The organism is Pseudomonas sp. P1_F1_2, assembly GCF_056405815.1.
This window is the reverse complement of the sequence record NZ_JBFUBK010000076.1, coordinates 16298-30813: the sequence shown is the minus strand read 5'-3', so window position 1 is coordinate 30813 and position 14516 is coordinate 16298. Positions and strand designations below refer to the sequence as shown.

Annotated in this window: 5 protein-coding genes and 1 pseudogene; all 6 read right to left on the bottom strand. The window is 58.8% G+C overall.

From position 1 onward, the window contains the following. A pseudogene (locus AC1D2P_RS21010) lies at nt 1-2271 on the bottom strand (hypothetical protein); the annotation flags it as partial. A gap of 319 nt (nt 2272-2590) precedes the next feature. Further along, nucleotides 2591-2950 (bottom strand): DUF6124 family protein, encoded by a 360-nt coding sequence (locus AC1D2P_RS21005; RefSeq protein ID WP_477758190.1) that lies wholly within the window; start codon nt 2948-2950, stop codon nt 2591-2593. Between the two features lie 391 nt (nt 2951-3341). Next, nucleotides 3342-5789 (bottom strand): hypothetical protein, encoded by a 2448-nt coding sequence (locus AC1D2P_RS21000; RefSeq protein WP_477758188.1) that lies wholly within the window; start codon nt 5787-5789, stop codon nt 3342-3344. Between the two features lie 116 nt (nt 5790-5905). Continuing rightward, the gene (lapD, locus tag AC1D2P_RS20995; RefSeq protein WP_477811572.1) at nt 5906-7846 is read right to left on the bottom strand and encodes a cyclic di-GMP receptor LapD; all 1941 of its coding nucleotides are present in this window, start codon (nt 7844-7846) and stop codon (nt 5906-5908) included. 22 nt (nt 7847-7868) lie between these two features. Beyond that, complete coding sequence (gene lapG / locus AC1D2P_RS20990) at nt 7869-8576, bottom strand: cysteine protease LapG (RefSeq protein ID WP_109786367.1); 708 nt, start codon at nt 8574-8576, stop codon at nt 7869-7871. A gap of 246 nt (nt 8577-8822) precedes the next feature. Further along, nucleotides 8823-14477 carry an Ig-like domain-containing protein gene (locus tag AC1D2P_RS20985; RefSeq protein WP_477758186.1) on the bottom strand — a complete coding sequence of 1885 codons (5655 nt, stop codon included), beginning with the start codon at nt 14475-14477 and terminating at the stop codon, nt 8823-8825. Nucleotides 14478-14516: the final 39 nt, after the last annotated feature.

Below are 14516 nucleotides of genomic sequence, written 5' to 3'. Positions count from 1 at the left end.
GGTCAGCACCACGCTGGTCTCGACGGTGTTGCCGCCCTGAGGAATCTCGTCGTTGCTGGGCGAGCCTTTCACCGTGGTAATGGTCGGGGCTACAACCGCGACCACCGTGAGGGTGCGCTCCGCYGAAACCTGGCCCGTGCCGTAAAGCGCCTTGGCGGTAAAACGGTGCTCCGCCACCGCCAGGCCGCTGACGGTCAGGGTCCAGATGCCCGTTGTCGGATCGGCGATGGGCTGATCTTTGGACACGGTGCCGTCGAGTACATCGACTTTCTGACCTTTACTGGCCGTACCGGTCAGCACCACGMTGGTCTCGACGGTGTTGCTGCCYTCTGGAATCTCGTCGTTGCTGGGCGAGCCKTTCACCGAGTCAATGGTCGGAGGATCCAGGCTCACCGCTTCACCGACAATGAACTCCAACAGATTCGAATAACTGTATTTTCCTGTCACGCTCCGCAAGATCCGGTAGCTCGCCGTTATCTTCTTCCCACGATTGGGTTCGATGTGGTCGGTCACGAACTGAACGTTGAGGGCGAAGTTCACGTCCCTGTCCTTGGAGAGCGCATTGAGGGTAATCGAGTCCTCTTTCTTGCCGGTCACCTCCCCGAGCCAGGTGTAAGTCACGACGTCTCCGGACACGGTCGGGGTCGCGATCGGCCTCGGCGCGGTCAGTTTTCCGATGCCTCCGGGCAGTTCGTCGGGCTCTAGCGCGCCATCCACTTCACCGAGAACAATCGGTTTGACCAGTTCGAATTGCGCTTCACCCACGTTCAACAGCGCCGCATGCTGTGAACCACGACGGACGATGGTGCCGTTGTCATCGCTGAGCAGGTTGTAAGAAAGATCCAGGGTGCCGCCGTCGAGGGTCTTGAGGTGCTTGCCCTCGACAACGATGACGAAACCATCGGGGTCATTGGCTTCATCCGTGCTGGGGACGAACCACTCCAGTTCGGGGTCGTACGTGGTGAGGTCCTGCCGGGTGCCGAACCATTTGAGTTCTATCCCATTCTCGGCGGTGATCAGCGGGTCATGAGGAATGCGAATGCGGGTGCCGGCCAGATCGGGATCGAGTGCTCCACTCGTTGCGTCCAGAGCGATGGGCGCGGCCAGGCGTTTGGCTTCACCGATGATGTTGATGAAGCGGCCCTTGGAGCGATTGACGATCGTGCCGGAACGCTCCAGTACGTAGGAAAACACCCCTTGGGTTTTTGCCAGCGCACGGGCGCCCGCGTTGTCGAGCAACACTTCGACCACGGTCGGTGGTTTCTTCTCGATGGCTTGGCGCACAGTGATGTTGATGGGATCACCGTCAACCGTAGTGCCCTTGAGGCTCATGATAATGACGTCGTTTTGATTGAACTCGGCTGATGCCGCCCAGACATGGAGCAGCAGCTTCTCCTCGCCCAGCGTGTCAAGGTCGAGCATGTTGCCGTCAGCCTGCTCGAGAATGGGCGCGTCCAGCAGCGAGTTACCGGTGTCGACGACGATGCGTGTTTCCTTGCACCAGTCCTCAGCCTGGTTGTGCACCCGGTCGCGGACCATAAAGGTCACGGCCAGGCCTTCGGTGCCGGAGTCCCCGGCGGCCAGGATCGTGGCTTCATCAATGTGAACCTTGACCGGATTGGTCAGGGGCGCGTCGATTTGCGCCTGGGTGACTGGCGTGGACAGCACCAGTTGGCCGCCCCAGCTCACCGTGATCACGTCGCCCACCGCGATATTTTCGTAGGGCCGGTCAGTGCCGCTACCGGGTTTGGCCTGGACGATGACATCCACGCCGTTTTTTGCGCTGTCCTTGTCGACGCCGTCCTGAACGACCTCCGGCGGGAAAAAGGCCATGTATAACCCGGAATGACCAAAATCCGGGTCTGTGTCCTGGCCGCCGGGCAGTTCGAATTTGACGTAGAGTTTGAGCGGTGGCGCAAACAGTTCGGGCTGCTGCGACAACCGCGTTACGCGGTAGGCCAGTGCCCAGTTGCCCGTTTGCAGGCGGCCGGGGGCGACGAACAGCGTGGTGCGCTCGCGGAGTTCGACGGGGTCACTGATGGTGTGTTGGTCCACCACATTGTTGTTGAGCAGCAGCTCGACTTTGTCGCCCAGGCTCTTGCTCGACCAGATGGGAATCTGGACTTTCAGGCCCTTGTCAGGAAAGTTGCCCACCGCCGCCGCGAGGTTGATGCCCCATTCATCAGCGGGTGCCTGGGGCTCGATAGCGCCGGGAATCTCCGGGGTGAGCAGCGCCAGGGGGGCGAGGTTTTTCAACGGTTGAATGAGCATTGCGAAAACTCCTGCCGGAGGAATGAGCGACAACGTCATTTATGGTGTGATTCAGGCGTTCTGCCTACTGTCAAATCTGACAGGTCTTGGCAGGTTTAAGACGAACGGTTGCTCCAACAATCGGCTCGATGAACGATCCCGTATCGCTCTACGGGCCGATGCCACAGAGTTTGAAACGACAAAACCCGCCACTTCTGTGTGAGGAGTGGCGGGATTTTTTCGTCGGTGAAATCGCTATCGTCGGATCGACGCCCGGAGCATGCCCGCGAAGCGGCCCGATCAAACACCTCACAGATACGCGTTTGACTGTAGATCCGCGTCAGCCCTGTGGGTCGACGTTGTCGAGCATCCGGTTCACCGCCAGTTCGCCCAACATGACGGAGTTTTGAATGCCGAGCAGGGTGTGGCGCTGTGTACCGTTCAGTTGTCCCGCGAAATCACTCAACATCACGCTCGCTGAGGCCAACGTCTCACAGGCGTTGACCAGCAGGGTTTCGTGATCGGTGTCGGAGCCGACGAAGTAGATCGTGCTGGGTTTACGCGGGGTGTCTTTGGGAATGACCGGTTTGAGATAGTAGTCTAGGGCGCGATCGGCGGCGGTGTTGAGCTTTTTGGAATCGGTGGTTTCGTAGGGGGAGACGTCGTCGGTTTCGGGCGGGTTGGGTGTGATTTTGAACAGGGTGAAGCTCCTTTGAAAAACAAGACCACCAGAACCTGTCGCTAAACACGTAAGGGTGGCGACTGTATGCAGGTTAGCGAACCGGTCAAAGGTACCCGGTAGACCCGAAGGTCTCCCGCATACAGCCACCATAACGTTATTGCCGACGTCAAAAGTCTGCAACAAAGTCTGGAGCACTGATGCACTTTGAATAGTCCGGGTCGCTAAACCCGATCGCTGATTGGCAGCGATGCGGAAACGATAAAGATCAGGGACAAAGCGCACAAGCCGGCGGATTCTGGCGCAGTCGTAGGTAACGGCGCAAGGATGTGTAGCCTGAGTGAGTGTCTGGAGATGTCTTTTAAACATTTCGTTTTTATTTGCCCAATATCCATAACGCCATGCAGAGGGGTTATTGCTTCAACACCCATGTGGTGACGGTGTAGGGGAGTGGAGTTGAATGAAAGTACCAAACGGGTCGTTCGTTTGTGTTGTACCTAATCGACAGGTGCGAATCTTGATTACCTTGTGCCGGTACCGGAATGCGAGCGATTCGGATTGTATTAGCCCCAGTGTTATCCAGGTATTCGGATGTTTTTGGCCATTTTCTGTAGATATCGGTTAACAGGATCTCTCTTAGGCTGACATCCTGGAAATCGACAATTTGGCTGTGGCTCGCTGCCCAGGCGGTGCCTTCGGCATGGTTCATTTTTTTGGGACTAACGATCAATCGATACACATTGGATACTTGCACCTGGAAATTGGCGGTAATACCGCTGTTGTCCGTGATCCGTATCGTTGTGCGGCCATTGCCCGTCCCAACCACCTTGCCATCCATGACTGATGCAATCGTTGGGTTGTCGGAGGTATAGGTGTAAGGAGGGGGTCCCCCCGTTGGAATGCGAGTAGCGGTATTGTTCGGTGCGTCTAAGCCAGAAAATGTCCAGGTGACATCGGCATGAACTGCGAAGCCGTCCAGAATCATGTCGGATGGGTCGATGATCAGGACAGCGGATTTAACGATGTACCCGCGTGACGGAAATGACACTGCTGTTGCATTGTCGGCAACACCCTCAAAATTCACCCTGAAACTGATCGTCAGCGCACTGCCATCCTTCAGTGTTTTCAACCAATCAAGCGGCACTGGCCGACCCAACCCGGGAAGCGTGCCATGGGGCTCGCCAGTGCGGTCGTCGAAGTAAACCGGGGCGCCATTCATATCGAATCCGTCATACCGCAACCAGACATTTTGCCCCAGCACCTGATGGGGCCACTCAGCCACCCGGAGCTGATCCGTGGCCTGCAGTTTGCTCACATCCAGTGTCGTACCCGGTGAACCGTCGACGTGCGGTGTCGGTAAACCGGGATGGCTATCCGGGATCCGGCCAATGGACGAGTTCAACACTGGCGACACATGGGACTTGCCGTCACGAAACAGCAGGTAACTGAGCTTGACCGGTTTACCCATGTTCGCCGCAACGAACGCCTTGTCCAGCGGGAAGTTGGCGCGGCTATTGGCGTTCAGAGGCTGGGCGGTGAAGGTGGGAGAGCCCGCACCGGGGGCGCCCTCCACAATGAGCTGGACTGTGTCGCCCACGCGGTGGCCAAGCACTTCAACCTGGCCGTTGGCGCCTTGCAGGTTGGCGACGTCCAGCGGATCGAGCACGGCATTGACGGATTTCTGCAGCCTTGGCGCGAACAGGTCCGGCAAGCCTTCGCCGATGACCCGGGCCGAGGCCACTCGGGAGGTGCCGATCGGCGTGCCGTTTCTGAACAACTGATACGTTGCCGTCACCAGGCTGCCGGCAATGACGCTGTCGTTGGGCACTTGCAACACGCAAGGTTTTTTCTGCCCGAACTCGTCCGCGTCGACGACGCCATTTGCCGTCACCACCACGTCTGGCTGGCCGGTGACTTTGGCGGTGTAGGTCGCACTGAGAGTATCGCCGGGCAGGAAGCGCGGATCGTTGGTCAGCACAATCAGCAGCAGCGGATTCTTGCCCAGTTTTTCCAGGTCGATGAGGCTGGGGTCGTCTGCCGCGTCGCTCTGGATTTCCCGCAGGATGGGCATCGGCAAGCGGCTGCCGGCCAGGTCCACATCCACGATCTGCGTCGCCGACCAAGGGGAATCGGTATCGGGCCCATTACCGAGCTGGTCGGTGACCGTGTAGGAAAACTTGAATTGCGGATGGTCCCTGGCAGTCTCCAGATCGGCGCGGCTCACAGTGAAACACACGGTGACAGGCTCGTCGGAACCGGGACTGGGCGCTTGCAGTTCCGTGACCTTGTGAAACACATCGTGGCCATTGCAGTTCAGGCGGATGAGGTCGTGGGCCCGGCAAAACGGGTAGGAGACGCACACTTGAGCGCCCGTTGCGGGAAAGTCCGGGCCGACACCATTTTTAATGGCATCCGGCAAAATCAGCTCCAGCCGGGAGTGGCCATCCTCGCCGGGATCCGTGTCCTGATTGCCGGGCCGAATGGCGTTGTACAGTAGCTCCAGCGGTGGCTCGGAAGTGCCCATGTTCTGGCTGCTGCGCGTGACGGTATAGGTCAGGCGATTGATGATGTCGGCGAATAGCAACTTTTTCGGAATGTAGAGGGTGACGGTGTCGTCCTCGGCCTGAGTGAGTTGACTGTCGATGCCGGGCTGACCGTTCAGATTGAGGGAGACGGTATCGCCCGGTTCTTGACCCAGGTAGGGATCAACCAAAACAGTAGCGCCCATGGGGGCCAGGTCATAAATACGCAGGGGTACGCCAACATCTGCGCCCACGACCGGCTCGGTGGCTTCGGGCACTCTGGGGGCATAGAGCACCAAAACCGTGTTATCGAAAGCGTCGGCTTGAACGCTGGTCATGGGGTAACTCCTGAAGGATAGGATGGGCTGATGGGTATCAGACACCCGGTCCGGAGCAGCCGGCTACTGTCAGATCTGACAGGTACACACAGATTTAAGACGAGCGGTCATACCACTCACATCGGCTCCGGCGGCCCGATCAACCGCCCCATCACCCCAAACAACCCCAGTTCCCGAATCACCTCCAACTCCCCCTGCGTCTCCACCATCTCCGCAATCAATGGCAGATCAATGCTGTTGGTCGCCCGATAAATCGCATCGATAAACAGCCGCTTGTCAGGCTGCACATCAATGCTGCGGAGGTACGCGCCATCGATTTTCAAATACGCCAACCCGAGCTGCGTCAGGTTGCCGATCTGGCTGAAGCTGCCACCAAAGTGCTGCAAGCCGATGCGGTAGCCGGTATCGAGCAGGCTATGGCTCAGGCGCTGCAACTCTTCCGGCGGCGGTAATTGGCGTTCGTCGATCTCCAGGGTCAGCAGGGGTGCCAGTTCCGGCAGTGAATCAAGCAGGTCGATGATTTGTCGCAGCTGCGCCGGGTCACGCAGGGTGCTACCGGACAGGCTCAACGCCAGGGGCCAGCGGTTGACGACAAGATAGTCGAGGGTTGCTTCGAGCATCGTCAGGTCGAACCGCGCGGACCAGCCGAGACGCTCGATCCACGGCAGGAAATGCCCGGCCGCAATCGCCTCGCCCTGCGGGTCGAGCAGGCGCGCGAGGACTTTGTGGTGCAGCACCTGGCTGGTGTCGGCGCATTGCACGACCGGTTGGAAATACAGTTGCAGTTTGCCGTGGGTCAGGGCGTCGTCGATCCAGCTGCGCCAGTCATGCTGGGAGTGGTTGTTCGCGGTGGCGGTGTCGGCCAGATGGACCCACGGCCGCTCGGGATGTTGCCGGGCTTGCGTCAGTGCTTGGTCGAGGCGCAGCAGCACGTCGCTGGCCGGTTCGCCGGGGTGGTAGGGGACGATGCCCAAATGCGCCACCGGCATGCAATCGCTGGCGCCGGTCAGGCGCAGGTTTTCCAGGGTCGCACTTATTTCCGAGGCCAGGCGTTCGGCGTCGGCGCCATCCAGGCCCGGCGTCAGCAGGCTGAACTCCCCGCCGCGATTGCGTGCCGCCAACCAGGTGCGACGTTCCGGCAAATGCGTCAGACGCTTGAKCAGTTCGCCGACAGCGCTGATCAATGCATCGGTGCGTTGACCACCCAGGCGCTGGTTGAGGCCGATCAGGTCGTTGACCCGCAACATCAGTAAATGGCCGGCGCTGCTCTGTTCGCTGATCAGCAGCTGATCGGCCAATTGTTCATCCAGCAAACGGCGATTGGCCAGGCCCGTGAGGCTGTCCTGATAGGACTCGGCCCGCAGTTTTTCACTGCGGGTGGCTTCTTCGGCGAACAGCGCCTTGAGTTTCTCGACCATCTGGTTCATCGCCAGCACCACGCGCCGCAATTCCGGTGTGCGTGGCAGTTTCGGCAGGCTCAGGAACTCGCGTTTGCTGATGGCTTCGGCCTGTTTGACCATTTTGTCGAGCGGGCGCAATTGCCGGCGTAACAACCAGCCACCGAACACCGCACTGAGCAATCCACAGAGCAGCAGCCAGATCAGACTGCCGAGCGTACTGTCCCAGAGTTTGGCCAGGGCGAACTGCGGATTGCTCAACACTTCGACCCGCGCTACCTGTTCCCAGCCACGCATGATCAGCGCGTCGCCCCCTTCCGGGCTCAGGTTGACGAGGCGGACAAACCAGCGCGGAACGCCGTCGATTTTTGCGGAGGCATTGCGCTCCACCAACACCTTTTCATCGACGATGTTGACCACGCGAATGCTGCGGAAATAGCCGCTGTCGAAAATCGAACTGACCATCAGTTCGGTCATGGCCGGGTCGTCGATTTGTGCGGTCAGCGACAAACCCAGCGCGGTGGCGGCGTCCTGGGCGTGGGAGCGCAACTGGCTGAGTGTTTGTTCGCGGGAGCTTTCCAGGCTGACAAAAAAACTGCCACTGAAGGCCACCAGCAGGAACAGGCAAATGGCGAGAAATAACTGTTTGCGCAGTGACATAAATCGCTCCTTGCTGTGACGGCTAGCCTTCGCCTACGGCGAATCCTTCGGCTTGCATCTTTTTCAACACGTCTTGCCAGCGCGACAGTTTTTTAGTGTCGCCGCTGCGTTTACCGCCATTGGCCCCTGGCAAGTACAGGCCTTCGGCGTTGAAGGCGTACACCGGCAACAGGTCTTTGCGCTGGGACGCGGGGCGGATTTCGCTAATCAGGTTGTCCAGCACCAGCGGTTCGGCCGTTGGGGTGCTGTAGAAGGTCAGCACCATGTGCGCCTGATTCTGGGCCAGCGCCTTGACGTAAGTAATGCGCAGTTTTTCGCTGGGAATCCCGAGGTAGCGCAGGCTGAAATATTTCGCCAGCGCGTAGTCTTCACAGTCGCCGGCACCCTTGATCAGCGACTCTACTGGCGTGGCCCAGTAATCGGTCTGACGCCAGATGCGCGTGTCGTCCTGAAAATTCAGCTGCTGATTGAAGAACCGATTGACCGCGTTCAGTTGCTCGCGCTCGGGCTGCTGCTGTTCGCTTTTGAGCATTTGACTCCAGGCCTCGATTCTTCCCTGGGCCGGGCCGAGGGGGCCATAGCGCTTTTCGGCGGTTTGCAGGATCTGCGTAAAGTCCCAGTCGGCCAGGACTGTGCCCAGCCCCGCCAGCAGAAAACTGGCCAGCAGTAGCCACCCGCCGAGCCGAAGTCGGAGCGTTGACCATCCTGGACTTCGCGGACGACGGGACATGTCTGGCTGCTCGCGTGCAGATGCCTGAAGTCTAGGCGGTGTTTTTTGAAAGGTGAGGTAGATCGTCGGGTTGCGGCGCTTTTTGAATCGAGGGTTTTGTGGGGGAGGTCGGGGTGGTTTTGGAACCTTCGTTGAGGGGAGGCAGTAACCTGAAATGAAAAAAAACCGCCCTCTCGTCTAAACGGGGGGGCGGGTTTCTATCCTGCTGGATGGTTAGGGTTGTGCGGTGCGGTTGTAGCTCTGCGACTATTGGATTGCGACCCCCGGGGCGGCGTTGATTTGTGGCGCGGCAGCGTTTGCTCCTGTTACAAGATTAAAGGTTTTTCTTGCTGGAATTGGCCACCACGCATTGCTGGGGTCTGTCGACCAATAAAGGTCATTGCCCATTGGCCAGAGCGCACCGTAGGCCTGATGAATTTCGATCAGCTCGCCATAGCTGGGGATCCGCGCGCCTTGTTGGGAGGCCTGCGAGTTGGCATTCGCCCAGGTGGGTTTCCCCAATCCCAAGCAGTGGATTACCCCCGTAACGGTCACCGTGTAACTCAAGGATTGATTAGCCGCGTCTCTGGCCGTAATGCTGGTGGTGCCACGCCCTCTGACGGTCACCAGTCCGGTGGTGTCAACGGCAGCCACCGCAGGATTACTGGAGGTGTAGAGGTATCCCGGTTGTCCACCGGTGGCTTGATGATGCACCGAGGTTCCCGGGCCGAAGGCGGGAAGCACATTGGGATAGTCTCGCAACAGGTAAATCTTGCCGCTCAACGTCACGGGGCTTGTGTTGAAGTTCAAGGGTGGTGTCGGTGAAATCACGGTAAAGCTGCGAGTATTTGAATCCTGCCCGGTGGTGACTGCTTTCGCCTTCACCGCGTGACTACCCAGGACCACGGTAAGTGACGTGGTCCAGTTCGCTCCGACAGCGGTTACTGTGTGTTTTCCGACGTCATTGTCGAAAATCTGCACCTGGTGGCCGGGCGTCACGGTGCCCTGCAGGGTGACCGTGCTGCTTGTTGTCTGTCCGCCGTTTTGCACTTCGCTGCTGGCATCTCTCACCGAGTTTAGTGTTGGGGCGGTATGAGCTGCGACGGTAAAGGCGCGCCCCGCCGATTCCGGCTGTGTGCCATACAGCGCTTTTGCCTTGATCGTATGCGCCGCGACACTCAGGCCGGTAAGTGTCTGACGCCAGTCGCCATTACCATTGACCGATGTGACAGGACCTTTCGGTGTGCCGTTGTCATACAGCTGCAGGGACAGATTGGCGTTAGCCTTGCCGGAGACGGTCACGCTGGTGTCGAAGGTGGTGCCATTGGGTATGACTACTATTCCCTTGGAATCGCTGACACCCGTGATGGTTGGCGTCGCCGTTTGCAAGACGGTAAAGGTGCGACCTGTGGATTCCGGCTGTGTGCCATACAGCGCTTTTGCCTTGATCGTATGCGCCGCGACACTCAGGCCGGTAAGTGGCTGACTCCAGTCGCCATTACCATTGACCTGTGTGACAGAGGGGGTCGGTGTGCTGCCGTCATACAACCGCAGGGCCTGGTTGGGGCTCGCCCTGCCGGAGACCCTCACGCTGGTGTCGAAGGTGGTGCCGTTGGGTGGTACTTCTCCCTTGGAATCGGTGGCCCCTGTGATGGTTGGCGTCACCGTTTGGTAAACGGTAAAGGTGCGACCTGTGGATTCCGGCTGTGTGCCATACAGCGCTTTTGCCTTGATCGTGTGCGACGCGACGCTCAAGCCGCTGATTGGTTGACTCCAGTCGCCATTGCCATTGACCTGTGTGACAGAGGGGGTCGGTGTGCTGCCGTCATACAGCCGCAGGGTCTGGTTGGGGCTCGCCTTGCCGGAGACGATCACGCTGGTGTCGAAGGTGGTGCCGTTGTGCTGGACATCTGCCCCCATGGAGTCCCTGACGAAGGCAATCGTCGGCGCCGATTCCACGGCGACGGTGAACGCCCGAACCGCCGATTCCGGCTGCGTGCCGTACAGCGCTTTTGCCTTGATCATGTACGACGCGACGCTCAGGTTGGGGAGTGCTTGACTCCAGTCGCCATTGCCACTGACCGATGTGACAGGGCCTATCGGTGTATTGCCGTTATGCAGCTGCAGGGTCTGATTGGCGTTCGCCTTGCCGGAGACGATCACGCTGGTGTCGAAGGTGGTGCCGTTGTGCAGGACTTCTGCTCCCTTGGAGTCCTTGACGAAGACAATTGTCGGCGCCGATGCCACGGCGACGGTGAACGCCCGAACAGTAGACTCCGGCAGTGTGCCGTACCGCGCTTTTGCCTTGATCGTGTGCGCCGCGACGCTCAGGCCGGGGAGTAATTGACTCCAGTCGCCGTTGCCATTGACCTGTGTGACAGAGGGGAACGGTGTGCTGCCGTCATACAACTGCACGGCCTGGTTAGGGCTCGCGTTGCCGGAGACAGTCACGCTGGTGTCGAAGGTGGTGCCGTTGGGTGGTACTTCTCCCTTGGAATCGCTGACCCCCGTGATGGTTGGCGTCACCGTTTGCAAGACGGTGAAGGTGCGAGCAGTGGATTCGGGTTCCGTACCGTACAGCGCTTTTGCCTTGATCGTGTGCGACGCGGTGCTCAGGTCGGTAAATGTCTTGCTCCAGTTGCCATTGCTATCAACCGGTGTGACGGGAGTGATCGGTGTGCTGCCGTCATACAACTGCACGGCCTGGTCAGGGCTCGCCTTGCCGGAGACGATCACGCTGGTGTCGAAGGTGGTGCCGTTGGGTGGTACTTCTCCCTTGGTGTCGCTGACCCCMGTGATGGTTGGCGTCACCGTTTGCAAGACGGTGAAGGTGCGAGCAGTGGATTCGGGTTCCGTACCGTACCGCGCTTTTGCCTTGATCGTGTGCGCCGCGACGCTCAGGCCGTTAAATGTCTTACTCCAGTCGCCATTGCTATCAACCGGTGTGACGGGAGCGATCGGTGTGCTGCCGTCATACAACTGCACGGTCTGGTCAGGGCTCGCCTTGCCGGTGACGGTGACACTGGTATCGAAGGTGGCGCCGTTGAGTGGGACGTCTGCTCCCTTGGAGTCTTTGACAGAGTCAATCGTCGGGGTGATCGCCGCTTCTACCGTAAAGGCCCGAGGCAGGCTGGACACGGGATCGGCATCATAAAGAGCGTGGGCGGTGATGTGATAATTCTTCACCGTCAAATTGGTCAGTAATCTTTCCCACGCGCCATTGGTGCCAACGTCAGCAGATCCTAATGATGTGGAACCATCGTAAAGCTCGACTTTTTCACCTCGCGTTGCCGTTCCTTTGAGTGTCACTTCCTTATCGAAGGTCAAGCCGCCCTCGGCAACCTCGCCTCGTGAATCACTGACTTGGGTAATGACTGGGGTGACGTAGTCATAGCGGGTCCGGACAGTTAACGGCAACAACGGAAACGCGATGGCGCTCGATTCATCGTTGGCACCGTCGAATGCCACTTTGCACAAGACAGTCGCCGCCGATGCATGCGCCAGTTTCAGCAGCTCGGTGCGTGACAGGATTTCCTTGAGCCCGTTGCTGACTTGCCCGGCCGTGACAAGTACGCCATCGAGTAACACGATGCGGTAATCCGCTCCGGCGATTGTCTTGCCTTCCAATCGCAGCCAGAGGCGTTGCCCAAGGGCAATGAACGGCCACTTTTGTACAACGACATCGGGGTTGCCAGAGAACGCCATCAGATCAAGGACGCCTGCAATAGCCTGTGGCACCTCGGGGCGTGGCAGTTGAGTTTCTGGATTCTGAAACCTCAGCACATTCAGCGTCAGCAGTTCGGATGTGTTCCAGAAGTTGTAGCGCTTGACGTCGTAGCTCACCGCAACAGATTTGCCGATATTGGGACCGATAAGCGTGGCCGGGAGATGGAATTGCACCCGACCACTGGCATGCGCCGGCAGTTCCAGGTCGACGGAGGTCCCAGGCCCCGGGGTTCCACGCCATTTCAGGGCAATGGTGTCCAGGGCCGGATCCATGTTGTCGTACTTGACGATCACGTCGACACCGTTGGTTGCGACTATGGGATCAAGACTGCCATTGGCCGCTTGAACCACTTCTGGTGGGGGAAGATCTCCCACCCGTTGTCCGATTTGCAGGTTCAACGTAGCGGAATAACTCAGCAGTTGGGTGCTGGCATGTTTGAGGGTGTAGCGGATCTTGACGTATTGGCCGATGCTTGGCGTGACGTAGCTTGCATCGACACGGAAATTGACCGGTTTACCCGCCGAGACGGTGGTGATGGGAAGCCAGTCGCTGGTACTGATGGCCGAACTGATAGCGGTCCAGTAGTAAGTCAGAATGTCGTCCTTCACCGTTCCTGTGTAGTCGATCCGCACCGTAACCTTGTCGAATACTTTTGACGGATCCAGCACTCCGTCCGGCGCTTCCGGTACTTGCGGCGCGGGTAATGTCGCAGCAATCGCCTGCACTTTCACCAGCAAGCGCTCGGACTCGCTCACGCCGTACGCAGCATTGTCATTGGACACGCGATACCAAAGCGTGAGGCGGCCATTGGCAAGCACACTGATGTGCTCGTCGAGTATGTAGATCGTTATGAGCTTGTCTGCGGCTTCATTTCTGCTGACGGTATGTTGCTCCGTATGTAAATACGGCGCTCCGCTGGACAAGGAACCGTCCCACATCAGTTCGATGACGTCACCGTCGGTCATGCCAAGGTACGAAATGTCCACGGTGGCATACATCACGTCCGGCTCAAGGACCTCACCCACCACTTCGCGAATGGTCGGTGCGGGATGCGCGTACACGTCTCCGATCACATCGGCAAAGGTACGTTTGGAGGAGAGCGGGGGGCCACCGTTTTTCTTGGTCAGCACATACGAGGCATCGGCCGAGCCCATGGCAATGGCGCGGACTTCTTCGTAAGGCACTTTCAGTTCGAGGATGCTCGGTACGTTGGTAATGTCGCGCGATTGGGTGTGGATCAACGGCTTGCCGATTTGTGGCGTGCCTATCCAGGTCATCGTGATCGTATCGCCGAGTTCGAAATCCTCGGTGCGGACATGGATCTGCACCGTGACGTCTTGCTGGTTCAATCCCTTGAGGTCGATAACGCCATTGACCGATTCCTTGATGATGGGTTGTTCCAGGCGCCAGGCTCCGGCATCGACGTTGACCGTGGTGGGGATCGACCATTTTTCCGAATAATTCCAGACTTCGTCGTACACCTCGTACTGAATCAGTAGGGCCGCGCTGTCACCACCCGCCAGGATTTCGCCCTGGTCGGCAGTGATCACAATGGGCTGCGTGCCGTCGACATGCGCTTGTGTGAGCACCAGAGGCTTGAGAAAAACGCTGCCCCACTTCACCTGTACCGTGTCGCGCAAGGCGATGTTGGGGTAGGGCTGGAGGGTCATCGGCACACCCTTGGCCGCCCACTCGGCATCAACCCCCTGCCTGATGACCTCTTCGGGCAACTGGGCGATCTTGAGCTCCGAATGCCCCGGTTTGTGTGGCTCCCTGTCGGGGCCTGCGGGGCGGTCAAGCTTGACCCGCAGTCGCAACGCTACCGAAGGGTCATCAGGTGCCGCTTCACCTTTGCGAAGCAACTGGTAATAACACTGCTCGATCCAGCCGGGTACGAATCGCACAGCCTCAACGTAGAAGAACAGGCGCTGATCGACCTCCGTTGCCGTCACTACGTGGTGGTACACGATTTGCGCATCGAGGAAAACGTCAATCGTGTCGCCTTCCAGCATGGAAACCCATGGGTCAATGACAAACAGCGCCCCTTGGGCATGGTCGTTGACTACGGCAATGCTGATGCCGCCATCACCCCCCACTATCGGCCTGGTCATGCCGGTGACGAACAGAGGATGCAGGGCCAGGAGACCGGCACGCGGCGCGACAACGAGAGGCAGGTAGCGGGTGTAAGAGGTCATGGTCAATTCCTTTCCCAATACGTTCGGCTATTTCGTTAC

Coding starts and splice junctions, on each gene's coding strand:
- lapG (WP_109786367.1), bottom strand. CDS start 8,576: ATGTCCCGTCGTCCGCGAAGTCCAGGATGGTCAACGCTCCGACTTCGG.
- AC1D2P_RS21000 (WP_477758188.1), bottom strand. CDS start 5,789: ATGACCAGCGTTCAAGCCGACGCTTTCGATAACACGGTTTTGGTGCTC.